Source organism: Pseudomonas urmiensis, assembly GCF_014268815.2.
Lineage (GTDB): Bacteria > Pseudomonadota > Gammaproteobacteria > Pseudomonadales > Pseudomonadaceae > Aquipseudomonas > Aquipseudomonas urmiensis.
In genome coordinates, this window is record NZ_JABWRE020000001.1 from 969743 (window position 1) to 989013 (window position 19271).

20 protein-coding genes are annotated in these 19271 nt (G+C 57.7%); 7 read left to right on the forward strand and 13 right to left on the reverse strand.

The window, feature by feature from the left end:
* Positions 1 to 137 precede the first annotated feature (137 nt).
* A complete protein-coding gene (locus HU737_RS04440) occupies positions 138 to 1466 on the forward strand; it encodes an MFS transporter (protein WP_186556026.1) in 1329 nt (442 codons plus the stop codon).
* A 163-nt stretch (positions 1467 to 1629) separates the two neighbouring features.
* Positions 1630 to 2232 (forward strand): recombination mediator RecR, encoded by a 603-nt coding sequence (recR, locus tag HU737_RS04445; RefSeq protein WP_186556027.1) that lies wholly within the window; start codon positions 1630 to 1632, stop codon positions 2230 to 2232.
* Between the two features lie 181 nt (positions 2233 to 2413).
* On the opposite strand, the gene HU737_RS04450 is transcribed toward recR, so the two are convergent.
* Positions 2414 to 4267: a sigma-54-dependent Fis family transcriptional regulator gene (locus HU737_RS04450; protein WP_186556028.1), complete on the reverse strand. Its 1854-nt coding sequence runs from the start codon at positions 4265 to 4267 to the stop codon at positions 2414 to 2416.
* Between the two features lie 278 nt (positions 4268 to 4545).
* Here HU737_RS04450 and HU737_RS04455 point away from each other — a divergent pair, with 278 nt between their 5' ends.
* The 5 genes from HU737_RS04455 to HU737_RS04475 are packed head-to-tail and all read left to right on the forward strand — an operon-like array spanning position 4546 to position 9879.
* Positions 4546 to 5601, forward strand: coding sequence for an ATP-NAD kinase family protein (locus HU737_RS04455; RefSeq protein ID WP_186556029.1), 1056 nt, complete (start codon positions 4546 to 4548; stop codon positions 5599 to 5601).
* 22 nt (positions 5602 to 5623) lie between these two features.
* Entirely contained in the window at positions 5624 to 6601 is a 978-nt protein-coding gene (locus HU737_RS04460) for a thiamine pyrophosphate-dependent dehydrogenase E1 component subunit alpha (RefSeq protein WP_186556030.1), read from the forward strand.
* A gap of 33 nt (positions 6602 to 6634) precedes the next feature.
* Positions 6635 to 7657 carry an alpha-ketoacid dehydrogenase subunit beta gene (locus tag HU737_RS04465; protein WP_186556031.1) on the forward strand — a complete coding sequence of 341 codons (1023 nt, stop codon included), beginning with the start codon at positions 6635 to 6637 and terminating at the stop codon, positions 7655 to 7657.
* On the forward strand, positions 7654 to 8760 hold the full coding sequence (locus HU737_RS04470) for an acetoin dehydrogenase dihydrolipoyllysine-residue acetyltransferase subunit (RefSeq protein ID WP_186556032.1): 1107 nt from the start codon (positions 7654 to 7656) through the stop codon (positions 8758 to 8760). Before HU737_RS04465 ends, HU737_RS04470 begins: the two co-directional genes overlap by 4 nt.
* Positions 8761 to 8814: 54 nt before the next feature.
* A complete protein-coding gene (locus tag HU737_RS04475; RefSeq protein ID WP_225915660.1) occupies positions 8815 to 9879 on the forward strand; it encodes a 2,3-butanediol dehydrogenase in 1065 nt (354 codons plus the stop codon).
* Positions 9880 to 10036: 157 nt separating this feature from the next.
* On the opposite strand, the gene HU737_RS04480 is transcribed toward HU737_RS04475, so the two are convergent.
* The 12 genes from HU737_RS04480 to HU737_RS04535 all read right to left on the reverse strand — a co-directional run bounded on the left by HU737_RS04480 (position 10037) and on the right by HU737_RS04535 (position 19251).
* The gene (locus tag HU737_RS04480; protein WP_186556034.1) at positions 10037 to 10585 is read right to left on the reverse strand and encodes an adenine phosphoribosyltransferase; all 549 of its coding nucleotides are present in this window, start codon (positions 10583 to 10585) and stop codon (positions 10037 to 10039) included.
* A gap of 52 nt (positions 10586 to 10637) precedes the next feature.
* Positions 10638 to 11372, reverse strand: coding sequence for a Crp/Fnr family transcriptional regulator FnrA (gene fnrA, locus HU737_RS04485; RefSeq protein WP_186556035.1), 735 nt, complete (start codon positions 11370 to 11372; stop codon positions 10638 to 10640).
* Positions 11373 to 11559: 187 nt separating this feature from the next.
* Positions 11560 to 12942 carry an oxygen-independent coproporphyrinogen III oxidase gene (hemN, locus tag HU737_RS04490; protein ID WP_186556036.1) on the reverse strand — a complete coding sequence of 461 codons (1383 nt, stop codon included), beginning with the start codon at positions 12940 to 12942 and terminating at the stop codon, positions 11560 to 11562.
* 205 nt (positions 12943 to 13147) lie between these two features.
* The gene (locus HU737_RS04495; RefSeq protein ID WP_186556037.1) at positions 13148 to 13555 is read right to left on the reverse strand and encodes a hypothetical protein; all 408 of its coding nucleotides are present in this window, start codon (positions 13553 to 13555) and stop codon (positions 13148 to 13150) included.
* A 323-nt stretch (positions 13556 to 13878) separates the two neighbouring features.
* The gene (locus tag HU737_RS04500) at positions 13879 to 14394 is read right to left on the reverse strand and encodes an Imm15 family immunity protein (RefSeq protein WP_186556038.1); all 516 of its coding nucleotides are present in this window, start codon (positions 14392 to 14394) and stop codon (positions 13879 to 13881) included.
* 221 nt (positions 14395 to 14615) lie between these two features.
* Complete coding sequence (locus HU737_RS04505; RefSeq protein ID WP_186556039.1) at positions 14616 to 15281, reverse strand: hypothetical protein; 666 nt, start codon at positions 15279 to 15281, stop codon at positions 14616 to 14618.
* Positions 15282 to 15492: 211 nt separating this feature from the next.
* Positions 15493 to 15984: a hypothetical protein gene (locus tag HU737_RS04510; protein WP_186556040.1), complete on the reverse strand. Its 492-nt coding sequence runs from the start codon at positions 15982 to 15984 to the stop codon at positions 15493 to 15495.
* 148 nt (positions 15985 to 16132) lie between these two features.
* Positions 16133 to 16579: a hypothetical protein gene (locus HU737_RS04515; RefSeq protein WP_186556041.1), complete on the reverse strand. Its 447-nt coding sequence runs from the start codon at positions 16577 to 16579 to the stop codon at positions 16133 to 16135.
* A gap of 228 nt (positions 16580 to 16807) precedes the next feature.
* On the reverse strand, positions 16808 to 17224 hold the full coding sequence (locus HU737_RS04520) for a DUF6896 domain-containing protein (RefSeq protein ID WP_186556042.1): 417 nt from the start codon (positions 17222 to 17224) through the stop codon (positions 16808 to 16810).
* A 37-nt stretch (positions 17225 to 17261) separates the two neighbouring features.
* Positions 17262 to 17879: a hypothetical protein gene (locus tag HU737_RS04525; RefSeq protein WP_186556043.1), complete on the reverse strand. Its 618-nt coding sequence runs from the start codon at positions 17877 to 17879 to the stop codon at positions 17262 to 17264.
* Between the two features lie 71 nt (positions 17880 to 17950).
* Positions 17951 to 18295: a DUF7668 domain-containing protein gene (locus tag HU737_RS04530; RefSeq protein ID WP_186556044.1), complete on the reverse strand. Its 345-nt coding sequence runs from the start codon at positions 18293 to 18295 to the stop codon at positions 17951 to 17953.
* Positions 18295 to 19251: an RHS repeat-associated core domain-containing protein gene (locus HU737_RS04535; protein WP_186556045.1), complete on the reverse strand. Its 957-nt coding sequence runs from the start codon at positions 19249 to 19251 to the stop codon at positions 18295 to 18297. Before HU737_RS04535 ends, HU737_RS04530 begins: the two co-directional genes overlap by 1 nt.
* Positions 19252 to 19271: the final 20 nt, after the last annotated feature.

Below are 19271 nucleotides of genomic sequence, written 5' to 3' on the forward strand. Positions count from 1 at the left end.
CGGGTTAAACGTTTAATCTGGGTTGTACCTTTTTTAGAGCTTTCACTAAGATCCGCTGGCATGGGTGCAACCTGGTTGCTCTTTGCCTTGCTCCACCCTGTGCTCGCCGACATAACATCAAAAAAACGGAGACTCGCATGACGCCGTCCAGTGCAACCCCCACCGCGACCCAGGGGCGCGGCCGCGCTTTGGTCGCCAGCCTTACCGGCAGTTCCATCGAATGGTTCGACTACTTCCTCTACGGCACCGCCGCCGCGCTGGTATTCAACAAGCTGTTCTTCCCCAACTTCGATCCGGTGGTCGGGTTGTTGCTGGCTTACCTGTCGTTTTCTCTGACTTTTTTCGTACGGCCCATCGGCGGAGTGATTTTCGCCCACATCGGCGACCGTATCGGTCGCAAGAAAACCCTGGTCATCACCCTGTCTTTGATGGGTGGCGCCACGGTGCTGATCGGCTGCTTGCCGACCTACGAGCACATCGGCGTCTGGGCGCCGATCCTGCTGATCGCTCTGCGGGTGGTACAGGGCTTGGGCATCGGCGGGGAGTGGGGCGGGGCGCTGCTGTTGGCCTACGAATACGCTCCGGCCAAGCGTAAAGGCCTGTTCGGCAGCGTGCCGCAGGTGGGGGTTACCGTCGGCATGCTGCTGGCGACCATGGCGGTCAGCCTGATGGCCATGTTGCCTGAAGAGCAGTTCCTCAGCTGGGGCTGGCGAGTGCCGTTCGTGCTTAGCGCTGACCTGGTGTTCCTCGGCTTGTGGATTCGTCACGGCCTGGATGAAACACCGGACTTCAAGAAGGCCAAGGAGTCGGGCAACGTCGCCAAGATGCCCCTGGTGGAAACCCTGCGCGACCACTGGCGTGAAGTGCTGATCGCCGCTGGCCTGAAGGTGGTGGAAACGGCACCTTTCTATATCTTCTCGACCTTCGTGGTCAGCTACGCGGTAAGTACCCTGGGCTATGACAAGGTCAGCACCCTGAATGCGGTGATGATCGCCGCGGCCGTGGCTTCGCTGATGATTCCGCTAATGGGCTGGCTGTCGGACAAGGTCGGGCGCAAGGCCGTCTACATCGGTGGCATCTTGCTGATGGCGGCGTTCATCGTGCCGTACTTCAAACTGCTCGATACGCGCAGCACCTGGGGCCTGATGGTCGCTACGATCATCGCCTTCGGCGTGCTCTGGGCGCCGATTACTGCGGTGTTGGGCACCATGAGCTCGGAGATCTTCTCCACCCGCGTGCGCTACACCGGCATCACCCTCGGCTACCAGTTGGGCGCAGCACTGGCTGGCGGCACCGCACCGTTGATCGCCACCTACCTGCTCAGCCGCTACAACGGTGACTGGCAACCGGTGGCCCTGTATCTGTTGGGCACTGTCACTATCTCGCTGATTGCGGTGCTGGCCGTGCGCTCACCCAAGCGCGACGACCAAGACCCAGCCCTGCGTGGGGCGGTCAAGTCGGCCTGAGTGACGGCCGGTGGAAAAGGCCCGGCCTGGGGTGAACGCGGGCCGGGCAGCCAGTGTCAATTGCAACAGCAGGTAGGACAGTTGCCGCTGCGCTGTAGCTGATTTGACGCTGCCTGCCTTGGCCGGTATAAACCGCCTCTCATTGAACTGTCAGGCCTTTCCCATGAGTTTCAGCCCCCTCATCCGCCAACTGATCGACGCCCTGCGCATTCTGCCGGGCGTTGGTCAGAAAACTGCCCAGCGTATGGCCTTGCAGTTGCTCGAGCGCGACCGCAGCGGCGGCCTGCGCCTGGCCCAGAGGCTGACCCAGGCGATGGAAGGCGTTGGCCATTGCCGCCAATGCCGGACCCTGACCGAGCAGGAGCTGTGCCCGCAGTGCGCCGACCCGCGCCGCGACGATACCCAGTTGTGCGTGGTGGAAGGGCCGATGGATGTCTACGCGGTCGAGCAGACGGGCTATCGCGGGCGTTACTTCGTGTTGAAGGGGCATCTGTCGCCGCTCGATGGCTTGGGGCCGGAGGCGATCGGCATTCCGCAGTTGATGGCGCGGATCGAGGAACAGGGCAGTTTCAGTGAAGTGATCCTGGCGACCAACCCGACGGTGGAGGGCGAGGCGACCGCGCACTACATCGCCCAGTTGCTCAATGAGAAGGGCCTGGTGGCCTCGCGGATCGCCCATGGCGTGCCGCTGGGCGGCGAGCTGGAGCTGGTGGATGGCGGCACCTTGGCCCATGCCTTCGCTGGGCGTCGGCCGATTTCGCTGTGAGGCTGTAGCGGCCTCTTCGCGGGCAAGCCCGCTCCCACAGGTAACGCATAGACCTTTAGCTTTGCGCTGTGTCTGTGGGCTGGGCGTCGAGTGATTTCCCACAGGCACCGCGCAGACCTTGAGCTTTGTGCAATCCCTGTGGGAGCGGGCTTGCCCGCGAAGAGGCCGTAACTGACACCCGTCAAACCTTCATCCGTGGCATCTCGATCCGGTGCTCATGCACCCGCCGATACAGGGTCGCCCGGGAAATCCCCAATGCCCGGGCGGCCTCCCCCGGCTTCCAGCGATGGCGAATCAACGCATCGAGCAGCACCTGTCGCGCCGGGCTGGAAGCACTGGCCTGGGCAGCAGGTTCGACCTCTCCACGCACCTCTTGCGGTAAATCCTCAAGCCGCAGTTGGCCGCCATCACACACCGCACAGGCATAGCGCAGGACCTGGCGCAATTGCCTGAGATTACCCGGCCAACGATAGGTCAGCAGCGCTTCCAACGCGGCATCGGCCAACATCACTTCAACGCTGCAAGCCTGCGCCTCCTCAGCCAGCATGCGATGAATCAGCCCGAGCCGATCAGCCCGCTCACGCAGGGGCGGCAGCTCGAAGCGGGCATTGGCCAGGCGAAAGTACAGGTCCTCGCGAAAGCGCCCCTCGCTGACCATCGCCGCCAAATCCCGGTGGGTGGCGCAAATCACCTGGATATCCACCCGCTCACGCCGCGCCGCACCCAGGGGCGCGACTTCGCCTTCGGCCAGTACGCGCAGCAGGCGGGTTTGCAGGCTCAGCGGCATATCACCAATCTCGTCGAGAAACAGCGTGCCGCCATCGGCCTGTTGCAGCAGCCCTTGCATGCCTTTGCTCGATGCCCCGGTGAAGGCGCCGGCGACATAACCGAACAGCTCGCTTTCGATCAGGCTTTCTGGAATCGCTGCGCAGTTGAGGGTGACGAAGGGGCCAGTGCGGCGTTGGCTTTGTCCATGTAGCTGGCGGGCAAACACCTCCTTGCCGGCGCCGGTCTCTCCTTGCACCAGCACCGCCAGGTTGCAGTCCTTGACCCGCGTGGCCAGGCGCAGGTGCTGCTCGATGCGTGGGTCCTGGGTGTGTTGCGGCGCCTGGGCGCGTGGACGCAGGCAGCGCGGCGCACTGACCCGGCCATACAGTTGCCAGCCGGGCAGGCGCTGGGCACTGGCGTCACTGGCGCGACGTAGCTGATCGAGGTCGAATAGCTCGCCGATATGTTCCGGCAACCGCCCGTGGCGCTCGAGCAAGTGCTGGCGTGCCAGGCTGTTGAGCGCCTGCAGGCGGCCATCGCCATCCCAGGCCAGCAGGTAGTCTGGCTGGCTCTCGACATAGCCGGGCGTGCCATGGGCGCGCATCACCCAGTGGCCCTGGCTGCTGTGCATGAAAAAGGCGTTTTCGATCTCCCGCGCGGTCTGCTCCACCAATTGGCGAATCAGATGTTGGCTGCGGCGGTCATCTGGCGATTGCAGGGCCGACACATCGACCACCCCGAGCAACTCGCCCTGTGGGTCGAAAACCGGTGCTGCGGTGCAGGTCAGGCCAATGAAGGCGGCGCGAAAGTGATCGCGCTTGTGCACGGTGACCGGTGCCTTGTTGGTCAGCACTGCCGCTACCCCGCAGGTGCCTTCCTCGCCTTCCGACCAGCAGGTGCCCAGGTACAGCCCGGCCTTGCGGCAGTCGTTGCGAATCGCCGCTTCCACCCGGTAGTCGATGGTCCGCCCTTGGGCGTCGGTGAGCAGTACGCAATAGTCGGCACCGCTCACCCGGCCATGCAAGCGCGCTACCGCGTCGCTGGCGATACGCAGGAACAGTTCGGCGCGCTCGCGGCATTCGTTGAGCAGGTTCTGCGAAAGGATGCGTGGCCCTTGCTGGGAGCCGGGATCGAGACGGTACAGGTCCATGGACCGACGCCAGGAGTCGAGGATCAGCGCAGGCACCGGCGCCTGGGGCAGGCGATCGGCGTTCTTCACTACCCGGCTGACACAGTCGACATGGGCTCGGGAGTTCGCGGCAAGCATTGGGGCCTCCGGTTCTCGTGTTCTTGTCGTTATGCGGCCATTAAGCGCTTGTGGGCGAGCGGCGACAAGCGCCACGTGCTTGCCGGTGGCGCTGAGACGCTGCGTCTCAGCGTCTCGCCCAGCGCCTGGCCTGACCGGTACGCAGCGTCTCGCAGCGGCTGGCGCAGGGGCGGGTCTTGTCGCGCTGGAAGCGCTCTGGCTCGGCATCTGGCGCGTGTAGTTGCAAAGCTGGCACCGCCCTTGCTCTAGCCCTGGCAAACAAGAAAATGAGGTGCGCCATGCCGCGACCCGCGCCAATCGTCGGGATCATTGCCAACCCAGCTTCGGGCCGCGACCTGCGTCGCCTGACCGCTAACGCAGGGCTCTATTCCAGTACCGACAAGGCTTCGGCCATCCAGCGTCTGCTCGCAGCCTTCGGCGCCACCGGTATCGCCCAGGTGCTGTTGCCAACCGATATGACCGGGATCGCCGCCGCTGTGCTCAAGGCCAGCGGCGGCCCAGTTGCCCGCGACCAGCATTGGCCGGCGCTGCAGGTGCTCGATCTGCCACTGACCCAGACGGTCGCCGATACCCGTCTGGCCACGCGCTGGATGGTCGAGCGCGGCGCCAGCCTGATCGCGGTACTGGGCGGCGATGGCACGCATAAGGCGGTGGCAGCCGAGGCCGGTGACGTGCCGCTGTTGACCCTTTCCACCGGCACCAACAATGCCTTCCCGGAGCTGCGCGAGGCGACCAGCGCCGGCCTTGCGGGTGGCCTGGTGGCCAGTGGTCGCATTCCCTCCAGCATCGGCCTACGTCGCAACAAGCGCCTGCTGGTGCGCGTGCCCGAGCAAGGCCTGTGCGAATGGGCGTTGGTCGAAGTGGCCGTCTCCCCACAACGTTTCGTCGGCGCGCGCGCATTGAGCCGCAGCGAAGACTTGGCAGAAGTGTTCGCCTGCTTCGCCGAACCCCACGCGATTGGCCTGTCGGCGCTCTGCGGGCTGTGGTGCCCGGTGTCGCGCCAGGCCGCTGAAGGCGCCTGGGTGCGCCTGCATCCCGGCGCTGAGCAGGCCCTGTTGGCGCCGCTGGCCCCCGGCCTGCTGCAAGGCTGCGGGATCACCGCCAGCGGCGCACTCACGCCCGGCGTCGCCTACTCATTGAGCCTATCCAGCGGCACCCTGGCCCTGGATGGCGAACGCGAGATCGAGTTCGCCGAACACGACACCCCCACCATCACCCTCGACCATCAAGGCCCGCTGACCATCGACGTCGAGGCCGTGCTGGCGCATGCCGCCCGTCATCACCTGCTGGCGGTACCGCGCGGTCACCGGCAGCTCCCTGCAAACCTGTGTTGAGACAACCCTGGAGAACAACAAGATGTCCACTCACCTCAGTTCCGAGCAATTGCTCCACGCCTATCAAGTGATGCGCACGATCCGTGCCTTCGAAGAGCGTCTGCATGTGGAGTTTGCCACCGGCGAAATCCCCGGTTTCGTTCATCTGTACGCCGGCGAAGAAGCGTCGGCGGCCGGCGTCATGGCGCACCTGCGCGACTCCGACTGTATTGCCTCCAACCACCGCGGCCACGGCCATTGCATCGCCAAGGGCGTCGATGTGTACGGGATGATGGCCGAAATCTACGGCAAGAAGACCGGCGTGTGCGGCGGCAAGGGCGGCTCGATGCACATCGCTGACCTGGAGAAGGGCATGCTCGGCGCCAATGGCATCGTCGGGGCCGGTGCGCCGCTGGTCGCGGGCGCTGCCCTGGCGGCCAAGCTCAAGGGCCGCGATGACGTTTCGGTGGCGTTCTTCGGCGATGGCGGCTCCAACGAGGGCGCGGTGTTCGAGGCGATGAACATGGCCTCGATCATGAACCTGCCGTGCATCTTCGTGGCCGAGAACAACGGCTACGCCGAGGCTACCGCGTCGAACTGGTCGGTGGCCTGTGACCATATCGCCGACCGCGCGGCAGGCTTTGGCATGCCCGGGGTCACCATCGATGGCTTCGACTTCTTCGCTGTGCATGAAGCCGCTGGCGCTGCCATCGAGCGCGCCCGTGCCGGCCAAGGCCCTTCGCTGATCGAGGTCAAGCTGACCCGCTATTACGGCCACTTCGAGGGCGATGCACAAACTTACCGCGCCCCGGATGAAGTGAAGAACCTGCGCGAAACCCGCGACTGCCTGCTGCAGTTCCGTAACAAGACCACCCGTAGCGGCGTGCTCAGCGCCGAGCAACTCGATGCCATCGATGCCCAGGTCGAAGACCTGATCGAGGACGCCGTGCGCCGCGCCAAAGCCGACCCCAAGCCGCAACCGGCCGACCTGCTCACCGACGTCTACGTCGCCTATCCCTGACTCCGGCACAACAACAACGACAGGAGAATCATCATGGCAAGAAAGATCAGCTACCAGCAGGCCATCAACGAGGCCCTGGCCCAGGAAATGCGCCGCGACACGAGCGTGTTCATCATTGGTGAAGACGTGGCTGGCGGGGCCGGCGCGCCTGGCGAGGACGATGCCTGGGGCGGTGTGTTGGGGGTGACCAAAGGTCTTTACCACCAGTTCCCCGGTCGGGTGCTGGATGCGCCGCTGTCGGAGATCGGCTACGTCGGGGCTGCAGTGGGCGCGGCCACCCAGGGCCTGCGTCCGGTGTGCGAACTGATGTTCGTCGATTTCGCGGGCTGCTGCCTGGACCAGATCCTCAACCAGGCGGCCAAGTTCCGCTACATGTTCGGCGGCAAGGCGGTGACCCCGCTGGTGATGCGCACCATGGTCGGCGCCGGCCTGCGCGCCGCCGCCCAGCACTCGCAGATGCTCACCTCGCTGTGGACCCACATCCCCGGCCTTAAAGTGGTCTGCCCCTCTTCGCCGTATGACGCCAAGGGCTTGCTGATCCAGGCGATTCGCGACAACGACCCGGTCATCTTCTGCGAGCACAAACTGCTCTACAGCATGCAAGGCGAGGTCCCCGAGGAGCTCTACACCGTACCCTTCGGAGAAGCCAACTACCTGCGCGACGGCGACGACGTGACCCTGGTGACCTATGGGCGCATGGTCCACCTGGCCATGGAGGCGGCCAACAACCTCGCGCGCCAGGGCATCGACTGCGAAGTGCTGGACCTGCGCACCACCAGCCCGCTGGATGAAGACAGCATCCTGGAAAGTGTGGAAAAAACCGGTCGGCTGGTGGTGATCGACGAGGCCAACCCGCGCTGCTCGATGGCCACCGACATCAGCGCGCTGGTGGCACAGAAAGCCTTCTCATCGCTCAAGGGGCCGATCGAGATGGTCACCGCGCCGCACACCCCGGTGCCGTTCTCCGATGCGTTGGAAGACCTGTACATCCCCACTGCGGCGAAGATCGAGGCTGCCGTGCGCAAGGTCATCGAAGCTGCAAGGAGCGCCGCATGAGCCAGATCCATACCCTGACCATGCCCAAATGGGGCCTGTCGATGACCGAGGGCCGGGTCGACACCTGGCTCAAGCAGGAAGGCGAGCAGATCAACAAAGGCGATGAAGTGCTGGATGTCGAGACCGACAAGATCAGCAGCAGCGTCGAGGCGCCATTCAGTGGCGTGCTGCGCCGGCAAGTAGCCAAGCCTGACGAGACCTTGCCGGTCGGTGCGCTGCTGGCGGTGGTGGTCGAAGGCGAGGCGCAAGAGGCTGAGATCGATGCGGTGGTACAACGCTTTCAGGCCGAGTTCGTGGCCGACGGCGGCGCCGATCAAGCCCAGGGGCCGACGCCGCAGAAGGCCGAGGTCGGCGGCCGGCTGTTGCGCTGGTTCGAGCTGGGCGAGGGCGGCACGCCGCTGGTGCTGGTGCATGGCTTTGCTGGCGATCTGAACAACTGGCTGTTCAACCACCCGGCGCTGGCGGCCGAGCGTCGGGTCATAGCGCTCGATCTGCCCGGCCATGGTGAGTCGGCCAAGGCCCTGCAACGGGGCGATCTGGATGAATTGAGTGACGCGCTGCTGGCGCTGCTCGATCACCTCGACATTCCCCGCGCCCACCTGGCAGGGCACTCGATGGGCGGCGCGGTCAGCCTCAACCTGGCGCGCCTGGCACCCCAGCGGGTGGCCAGCCTGAGCCTGATCGCCAGCGCCGGCTTAGGCGCGCAGATCAATGGCCAGTACCTGCAGGGCTTCGTCGAGGCGGGCAATCGCAATGCGCTCAAGCCACACATGAGCAAGCTGTTTGCCGATCAGGGCCTGGTGACCCGGCAGATGCTCGAGGACATGCTCAAGTTCAAGCGCCTGGAAGGCGTCGACAGCGCCCTGCGGCAACTGGCGGCGAGCATCGCCGAGGGCGATCGCCAGCGTCACGACTTGCGCGGGGTGCTTGGGCAACATCCGGCCCTGGTGGTTTGGGGCAGTCAGGACGCGATCATCCCCGCCAGCCACAGCCAAGGCGTAGAAGCCGAAGTGCTGCTGATCGACGGGGTTGGGCACATGGTGCAGATGGAGGCTGCCGAGCAGGTCAACCAAGCCTTGCAGGCGTTCCTGCGCAAACACTGAGTCACTTACGTGAGCCTGGAGACAACAATAATGAACGACCTGAGCCACACCCATATGCGCGCCGCCGTTTGGCATGGCCGCCACGATATTCGCGTCGAACAGGTACCGCTGCCGGACGATCCGCCGCCTGGCTGGGTGCAGATCAAGGTGGATTGGTGCGGGATCTGCGGCTCGGACCTGCACGAATACGTCGCAGGCCCGGTGTTCATACCGGTCGAGGCGCCGCATCCGCTGACCGGGATCCAGGGGCAATGCATCCTGGGTCATGAGTTCTGCGGCGAGATCGCCAAGCTCGGCGAGGGTGTCACCGGCTACGCCGTCGGCGATGCAGTGGCGGCCGATGCCTGCCAGCATTGCGGCAGCTGCTATTACTGCACCCATGGCTTGTACAACATCTGCGAACAGCTGGCTTTTACCGGGCTGATGAACAACGGTGCCTTTGCCGAGCGAGTGAATGTACCGGCCAACCTGCTGTACCGCTTGCCAGAAGGTTTCCCGCGTGAGGCGGGGGCGTTGATCGAGCCACTGGCGGTGGGCATGCATGCAGTTAAGAAGGCCGGCAGCCTGCTGGGGCAGAACGTGGTGGTGGTCGGTGCGGGCACCATCGGCCTGTGTACCATCATGTGTGCCAAGGCGGCGGGCGCGGCGCAGGTGATCGCCCTGGAAATGTCCTCGGCACGTAAGGCCAAGGCCCTGCAAGTGGGCGCCAGTGCCGTGCTCGACCCCAGCCAATGCGATGCCCTGGCCGAGATCCGCGGGCTAACGGCGGGGCTGGGCGCGGATGTGAGTTTTGAGTGTATCGGCAACAAGCACACCGCCAAGCTTGCCATCGATGCCATTCGCAAAGCGGGCAAGTGCGTGCTGGTGGGGATCTTCGAGGAGCCCAGTGCGTTCAACTTCTTCGATCTGGTCTCGACCGAGAAACAGGTGCTTGGGGCGTTGGCCTACAACGGCGAATTTGCCGATGTGATTGCCTTCATTGCCGATGGGCGTCTGGATATCCGCCCGCTGGTGACGGGGCGCATTGGCCTGGAGCAGATTGTCGAGCTGGGGTTCGAGGAGTTGGTCAACAACAAGGAGGAGAATGTGAAGATCATCGTTTCGCCGGGCGGGCGCTGATCTCTGGCGTTTGATAGGGCCTCATCGCGGGGCAAGCCCGCTCCCACGCCAATCTGGGTCTAGCGCCAACTTGGCAGCGCTACGGTGCGCTATCGTGGGAGCGGGCTTGCCCCGCGATGAGGCCAGCCAGGCTGGCCCATCAATCAACTGAACGCACTCAGTATTCGCTCAGCGAAAACTCAGTCAGGCAGAACGTCGGCACACCCGCCGCCTGCAGCCGACGCGAACCTTCCAGCTCCGGCAGATCGATGATCGCCGCCGCCTCGAACACTTCAGCACCCGTGCGACGCACCAGATTGGCAGCTGCCAGCAAGGTGCCGCCGGTGGCGATCAAGTCATCGAAGATCAGCACCGAATCGCCTTCGCACAGGCTGTCGGCATGCACTTCCAGGAAGGCCTCGCCATATTCGGTCTGGTAGCCCTCAGAGAGCACGTCAGCCGGCAGCTTGCCCTGCTTGCGGAACAGGATCAGCGGCTTGTTCAGTTGGTGGGCGATGATCGAGCCGATCAGAAAGCCGCGCGCATCCATGGCGCCGATATGGCTGAATTCGGCCTCGACATAACGCTCGATGAACTGGTCGGCCACATAGCGCAAGCCGCGCGGCGACTGGAACAACGGCGTGATATCGCGGAAGATCACCCCCGGTTTGGGAAAGTCCACTACCGGGCGGATCAGGGCTTTGAGGTCGAAGGTGTCGCTGTGCATGAAAGGGGTATCCTGAAAAACCAAGCAGCAAGTATACCCCGAACCGTTAGCTTCAGACTTCGATTGCACCGCCCGCCAATGCACACAGCTGGATCGGGTCGAGGATATGCACTTCCTTGCCTTCGGCAGTGATCAGACCGTTTTGCTGGAAGCGGGTGAACACTCGCGAAACGGTTTCTACCGCCAGGCCTAGGTAATTGCCAATCTCGTTGCGCGACATGCTCAGGCGGAACTGGTTGGCCGAATAACCGCGGGCGCGGAAGCGCGCCGACAGGTTGACCAGGAAGGTGGCGATGCGCTCGTCGGCGGTTTTTTTCGACAACAGCAGCATCATTTGCTGGTCGTCGCGGATTTCCCGGCTCATCACCCGCATCAGCTGGCGACGCAACTGCGGCAGTTGCACCGACAGCTCATCGAGGCGCTCGAAGGGGATCTCGCAGACCGAAGTGGTCTCCTGGGCCTGGGCCGAGACCGGATAGGCTTCGGTGTCCATGCCGGACAGGCCGACCAGCTCGCTGGGCAGATGGAAGCCGGTGATCTGCTCTTCGCCGCTGTCGCTCAGGCTGAACGTCTTCAGGGCGCCGGAGCGTACCGCATAGACCGAGCCGAAATTGTCACCCTGGCGGAACAGGAACTCGCCCTTCTTCAGCGGGCGGCCGCGCTTGACGATTTCATCCAGTGCATCCATGTCTTCAAGGTTAAGGGACAGGGGCAGGCACAGGGGGGCCAGGCTGCAATCCTTGCAATGGGCCTGGTTGTGTGGGCGCAGTTTAACTGGCTCGGACATTTCTTCGATCCTTGTGGGAAAGCACACATAAGCCGTAAGGATAACCGACGGCATAGGCTGTAGGCCAGCTTGCGCTATTTTGGTGCGCGCTGACCGGGCTGCGATTCTGGTTGGCCGCAGCCTGTCACTGGCCAATAGTGTGCTCGCCACGCGAGGATGTCCATGCGGTTGATCGTCTCGCTGTACGTCAGATCACCCGCGAAAAGCGCTGACGATTGTGCAGCCCCAGGTAGGCATCGAACACCATGCACACCGAGCGTACCAGCAGCCGCCCAGCCGGCAGGACCTTGATGCACTTGCTGTCCAGGCTGATCAAGCCGTCGCGGTGCATGGCCTGCAGTTCAGGCCACAGCGCATTGAAATAGCCGCGAAAATCCAGCGTGAACTGCCGCTCGATCTGCTCGAACTCCAGCTCGAAGTGGCAGATCAACTGTTGGATCACCGCCCGCCGAATACGATCGTCCTGGTTGCACAGCAGCCCGCGCTGGGTCGCCAGTTGCGCGCTGGACAGGGTCTCTTTGTAGGTGTTCAGGTCGCTGCTGTTCTGGCAGTACAGATCGCCGATCTGGCTGATCGCCGAAACCCCCAGGCCGATCAGATCGCAGTGACCATGGGTGGTGTAGCCCTGGAAATTACGTTGCAGGGTGCCTTCTTCCTGGGCGATGGCCAACTCGTCGTCCGGCAAGGCGAAGTGGTCCATGCCGATGTAGCGATAACCCGCGTTAGTCAGTTGCTCGATGGTGGCGTGGAGCATCTCAAGCTTCGCTGCCGGGGCCGGCAAATCGTTGCTGTCGATGCGCCGCTGGGGCATGAAGCGTTCAGGCAGGTGCGCGTAGTTGAACACCGACAGCCGATCTGGCTGCAGGCGGATCACCTCTTCGACGGTGCGGGCAAAGCCTTCTGGGGTCTGCTTGGGCAGGCCGTAGATCAGGTCGAGGTTGACCGAGCGGAACTGCAAGGTGCGCGCCGCCTCGATCAGCGTGCGGGTCTGCTCCAGGCTCTGCAGGCGGTTGACCGCACGCTGCACGACCGGATCGAGATCCTGCACGCCGAGGCTGACCCGATTGAAGCCCAGTTCGCGCAGCAGGCCCATGGTCGACCAGTCGGCCTCACGCGGGTCGATCTCGATGCCGTAGTCGCCAGAATCGTCGTCGAGCAGGTGGAAGTGCTGGCGCAGGCTGGCCATCAGCTGGCGCAGCTCGACGTGACTGAGGAAGGTTGGCGTGCCGCCGCCAAAGTGCAGCTGCTCAACCTTTTGCTTGGGGTCCAGGTGGCAGGCGATCAGTTGGATCTCCTGCTCCAGGCGTTGCAGGTAGGGCAGGGCCCGCGCACGGTCCTTGGTGATCACCTTGTTGCAGGCGCAGTAGTAGCAGATGTTGGCGCAGAACGGCACGTGCACGTACAGCGACAACGGCCGCACCGCCCGCCGGCTCTCGCGCAGGGCGTGGAGCAGGTCGAACGAGCCCACCTCGCTGTGCAGTTGCACCGCGGTTGGGTAAGAGGTGTAGCGAGGGCCGGCCAGGTCGTAGCGGCGGATCAGGTCGGCATCCCAACGCAGGTCGTCGAGCATGAGGGTAGTCCCCGGTATAGGAGCAGCAGTGTCCGGAGTCTAGGGGGGGCGGTAACAATTCATGTTGATTTGTATCAACGGGCGTAGAGGCGCTGGGCGGGTTGGGCTGTGCAGTGGGGAGATTCAAGGGGGGGGGCGCTCAGCTTGAGTCGCACTGGCAGTGTGATGCAGTATATCGGTTGGGCTAGTCTTTGGTGAGCCAAGGTCACAATTCAGATTTTTTTAAATTCAATTTCTCATTGGCTGCGTTGCAAACTAGTGGGTCGGGGTCTTTGCAGAGTTCCTCTAAAATATCCCTTGGCACCTTCGGGTTGCACGCGATTCTTTCCCTGACACTCGGCTCAGGGTCTTTTGCTAGGCGCTCGAATGTTGCCCTGTTTATACGCCGTTTCATCGCGATATCCCAGCGAATCGCATCCGATTCATTTAAAGATAGTTGCTCTAGGATTAATTCTGAGATTGTGTTGTTTGATGCTACTTGGGAGCACAGCTCTGGGTATTTATTTATAACTTCTAGCCATACTTCATCTGGCGCGGAGTCTCTTGACTTTGAAAGCTGTTCATTGTCGTCGCTTTCCACATATTTTTTAAATTCGTCAGCATTATTAATCATCTATTCGCCTCTCGATATCGAATGTTGTTCGTATTTATGGATTTACCGGTCCCGTGCTTACATTTCCAATAAAGTCTGCATGCCTGCGCAGTAGGTGAGTAAGCGGTAAATAGTCTTTTATCATGTATTTGTCAGCTAATGCCCATCCTGTTGTAATTTAAAGGTTCACTCGGTTATGGCGAACTCCATCGATTAGGGGCAGGGGAGTATCTACGTCTCATGATATATTCCCTCTAGTGCATATAGAATCATTCACTTCGACTTTCTCTGAGTGGATTCATGAGTCATTGCGGGGTGATAGTCTGGGCCGCACCGTCAGGTGTTTAAGATTGTTTTGGTATGGCAAATATTCGGATCAGTTCTTCCTTGCACGCCTCGTCAAACCATCGGCTTTCAATAAAAATAAATTGCTCTAAAAGATTGCAAGATTTAAACGTGCTTTTAATGTGTAACATTTCTGTTGAATCATTTGGTGGCTGTTTTTTTAGCAGGGTGTCATAGAGCTTCTGGCCTGGTTCGTCAGGGTAGAAAAATAAGTGGGGTCTGAGTGTAGGGCCGTATTCACGCTCATCAAAATCTACGTATGTGATTGCAAGCAGTCCGTATTTGATGTTCTTAGAGCGGCCAATCAAGCGAATTGTATTGAGGAGAAAATAGGCAAGCCCTAGTAAGAATTCAGATGCGTCGTCCTGTTTGAGCATTTTTTGCAGCTTTGCAAGCCTGCTGTCTCTCGATATTAAAGGAATCTCTTCAAAACTATCGATTTCGCAAAAAAATACTTCGAGGTCTCTGTAAGCCTCTTTGGCAATTATTTTTTCGTAGAGTCGTATCAGGTTCATTTTGATATTCCATCAGTTTGAATAGGTACAGGTGTTCGAAGTGCTTTGCGTTTTTATGTATGTGTATAAATAGTTAACCTGTCTATGTGGTGAGTGAGTTCTGCTGATGCAACTCACCTATCTCGTTTTATAGTGCTGCAGTTTTGGTTGCGGTTATAAAAGGCTAGGTTGTGTAGGTGCTGTTCTAGTCATAAAGTAGGAGTGAGAGTGTCCAGGTTTTCTCAGTCAGACCTATGTGCTGTGTCTCTGAAACATTTGCTGATAATCTGTGGAGAGGCTATTGCTACTGCTCCACCCTCAATGTCGTCGAATTCACCAATAGGGTGGATTAGGCAGTTAGAGGTTAGGCTAAGATGATGCAGTAAGTCGGTGGGGTGTTTTTTTGAATCGTAGTGCCACCCTTTCTGCAATAGTCCAAGAATTGAGCGCGCGTTGCTGGTCAGTATGAGGTGAGCGGAAGAGTCTGGGGCGGTTAATTTTGCAATCTGTAAAAATTCAGGGTTGTCTAGAAGGATGGCACCAAAATATTGAACCTCTTTGGCATCGCGTAATGCGTATTCTTGGGTTCGTTGTCCCTTAGGTAAAACTATTCCGTTTTTTTCAAAGGCGCGCCAAAGACCGTAATATTCTACAATTCGATTTGTTTGCACCATGGCGCCATTGCTGACTAAAAGCCAGGGGGTGTAATTCGGTACATTTTTGAGTATCTGGTTGTAAAGCTCTTCTATAGCTTTTGCTTGGGTGTTTTGGAGCGTGTCTGAATCATAAGCAATCAGTGCGGCGGATAGTATGGCTTTGGAGTTTTTTGGATTTTTCCTGATTGTAAAGGTTTCATTGTCGACAAATATGTCTTTGGTTGTTTCGAAAGGTTTTTCAGCGGTCGTCATGGGCGTTGTTTGAGTTGTTATAAGTGCTTTTGAGCGATGAGTAAAGTTCCATAAAGCCACCTTGCACTCATACGGATCTCGGGTGAAACGAACGGATTTTCTTGCTGTAGCTTTCCTTGCTCAGGCGGACACCGCTCAGTGGTGGGGTAGGTAATATTTTCTCGTTCCGTTGGCTATGGCTGTGTGATTTACTTTAAGTTATCGATTTTCCTCAGGTTATAAGATAGGTGCTGTATATGGGTGTGTATCTTTTTAGCGTACATTCATATGGTGGGTTTGTTGTGTCTTGAAAATAGTCAATGGTTATCTGGGTTGTTAAGTCGCAGAAAATAAATCTTATTTCATCACTGTTGTTTTCATCGAAATTGAATTCGGTATTTAGTCGCACTTCGGGGTCTATATGCAAAGCTCCACAATATTTCCAGTCATCATCAATTAGTATGTAGCAGTTACGCCCCGAGACTTCGGATGCTACGAATGAAAAGCACTCATTTATGCATGTGAATTTTCTCTCGGTGCATTCGATGACCTTCATTTCGTTAAGAATTCCAATAATTTTATCGGTTTTGGCAAGGTCTATGAGATTTTTGTGGGCCTGAGTGGGTATTAATAGTTTTTCCAGTTTTTTCTCAAGGTGATTAACTATGATTTTGCCCTGGCTTGCTCTGTGGAGTAGGTCTCTCTTGTAAGGGGTGAATTTCATTTGCAATAGTCTTGTTCATAGAATGTTTGCTTTGCGCTTGAGTATCAGTGGGCGTTCAATTCTGCAGCCTAATCTAATTGGCTCATCTACGTCCTTTGCTGCTCAGCTGATTCTGAAGCTCTGATCTGGGTAGGCCGCTTGCATGTCGCTAAGGTGGATTGTTTTCGAATTTTAGGAGGGTTGTTTTCAAATTGTTTATTGCGTTGCAAAGATCTGCTGCAATGCGGCTGTGTGTTGGGAGACAGTTCTTTTCCGTTGAAAGAAATTCGTTCAAGCCTTCGTCTACCGCTTTGAGGAGCTCTACTCGGTCGATGGCGGGCGTGATCTGGTGGTTGTGGATGATTTCGACTGTCGATTTTATATTTTTAAATTTTATGGAGAACGATGAGTCTACGGCTACAAATTCGAATCGTTTTGCTTTCGTGTCGGTCAGTTTGTCGATCAGCTCTATAAGAGAAATGTATATCATGCATTGATGCCGCGGACTGGCGCTTGAGTTGAAAATAAAGCTGTCTATGATTAGCTCAATATCACCCATATCAAAATCGCTGGCGGGCTCTTCTGCCACTGTTCTAGATAAATATAGCTTGATCACGGCTTACTCGGTTCTGACGCGGAAACGTTTGACAGTTTTTTTGTCTTTTTTTGAGTTGAGGGTATTCGTGGCTTTTCTTTGATTTTAATTGTTGGTGTGGTAGCTCAATGTAAGAGTGCTAGAGTAGCTGTTGTTGAAGTTTATTTTTCGATCTATTCAGTGTCATTCGGTTAAGATTGGGTTGGCCGAAGTGCTAGTAGTGTGACCAGTGATAGGCAAGCGCGTCGGTTATTCTGAAGTGTAACCAATGGCTTTTAATTCATTTTGGTTTGCCAGTTTTGACATCAGGCATTTGATGTCGCAGTCGATGTGGGAATCATAAGTTCTCTGGTTGAAGGAGACGATTTTCCTGTCAAGTGATGCAAAGTAGATTTCAAGGCGCCATGAGTCTTTTTTGTATGGCTTTTGTTCTATTCCAGAATGTGCGTCAATTTCTTCTCCTGTATTTTTACTTGTGAAACAAACCCCTGCTCCATGTTTCCTGTATGCCCATCGTTCGTTGTTAAGGAGAATGGTTCCCTTGGTGGGCCACTGACCTTTGGTTTTTGACAGCTCTAGAAATGCAGCAACTAAGGCTTCTTGGATTTCCGAGAACCTGATCAATATGAGCTTGAATTCTTCTACGTTTATTTTCTTTATGGGCATTGTGAGTTATTTATGTCGCCTTCAAATTTTTGGTGTTCTATATTTTGGTTGCATCGATGCTCGTAATTGTACTTGTCAGTCGATGGAGTGCGGGCGTGCGACGGAGTGGTGAAGAACTTGTGTGAATGGTGGCGCTGGAGGGGTTCATTGTTTTTTTAATTTGATTGAGCGAGATGTTTTTAAGCTCATCTTGTGTGTTTGTAATGCTTTCTATTGTCGTTGCAAGGTATGCGCCTTTGCTGGTCCACTGGCTGAATCTGCATAGGGTGTTGTGATTAAATATGATCGCTCCGTCTTTGAGGTCGTGAGTGAGGTAAAGTTCTATATTTTTGATTGTGCCGTTGCCCCTGATGTTCTTGTTGTGTTTTTTGATTAGAGTGGTAACTCGTATTGCTGGTTCGATTTGCAGTCCAATAAACATTAGTTTGTCTAGGTGGTAGTAAATTTTATTTTGGATGCTTATTGTTTTATTTTTGTAGTCGGTTTTTAGCTCTTTTTCGTAAAAATGAAGGTCATCTCTTGATCCCACTAATAAATAGTTGGATTCGTTCAGTGCTGCCGTGGAGAAGCTCGGTAGGTCTATGATGCCAGGGTTGTCCAGTGAGGCTCCATCTAGGTAGGTGCTGAGTATCTCGCTGAGCGGGGCTACGGGCATTTTAATTCTCTCTGTCAGCGACTTGGGTTGGTTTTTTAAATCATGATTTCATTATAAGATTGCTCGGGTGCTCAGAGTGCATGGATGTTATCAATCTCAACTGTAATATCCTCTGGATAATTTTCTTTGATGGTCATTTCAATGGTTAAATCTGAACGTTCTTTGCTATCGGTCCATAGAGGACATGTGACTGACCATGATTTGTGGTTTGATCCGCAAATGTTAATAATAATTACTTCTCTCAATGCTTCGGGCGGTAGTGGGCATATCTTTTCGCCGTATTCCAAGATGGCTTGTTTTAGTTCTTGGGATGATAATCTTGTTCCAGAGGTGAGTTTTTCGAGTTCGTCATACTCTTCAGAGCTGAGTAAGGAGACTACTTTGCAAATCATATCTAGGATCTTGTGAGATTCCATTATTTGACTCCTCGTCTATTTCCAACTGCCCGTGTGACTGTGGACTTGCTTACCCCGATTTCCTCAAAATAGCCATCTGCACGTAAAATCTCAGCGCGCGCATCCTGAGGCGAGAGTCCTGCGGCTCTTAATGCCTTATAACCTATTCGTCTTTCAGCACCATACGTGCCACCTCCTGCTTGTCGCTGTACTTGGGTCGCAGAGTAATGTGACGTTCCTACCTTATTGGAAGGGCCATCCAGCTGGGCTCCAGGAGCGTGATTAGTGTTATAGCCTGGTAGCTCTCTAACTGCGGCATCTTGGATAATATGGTGAGCGTCTTTTTTTCCGTTTGCTCTCAGTTCACCGATACTTCCATCAGGGAATATGCTACAGCTGCATTTTTCTCTTGATAGTCCTAGACGATCAACCCACTCAACTGGATTCGGCGCATATTGATAAAGATTCAACCCCCCGGCATACCCAATTGGATCCGCCGAAACAAACCGCCCCACCTGCGGATCATAGTACCGGTACCGGTTGTAATGCAGCCCGGTTTCCACATCCAGGTACTGCCCCTGAAACCGTAGCGCAGTGTCGAGTTTCCTGCGCTGCGCCGCCTCGCTCAGTCTCACCTGGGCCTGCCCCCAGGCGTGGTAGTCCGCCCGCCAGACCATCTCGCCGTGCTGATCGGTTAGCTCCAGCGGGGTTCCGAGGTGGTCGCATTGGTACCAGTCCAGCGCTTTGAAGGCCGGTGCCTGGGGCTGGTATTGCCAGACCCGATCCTGATCGATGTCATACGCCCCGTCATAACTGTGCTCGGGCAGCAGGGCGATTTGTTGCTCGTACGAGGCCTGCACCAGCGGCACGAATGTGTCTCGCTCGTAGAGGTAGTGGGTGGTGCGTTCGGCGCGCAGGTAGTCGTTGCTGCCGGCTGGGCGAGGCTTTGCGTGTGCAGGTAGCCGTTGGCCGTCCATTGCTGGCGTCGCTGCAGGCC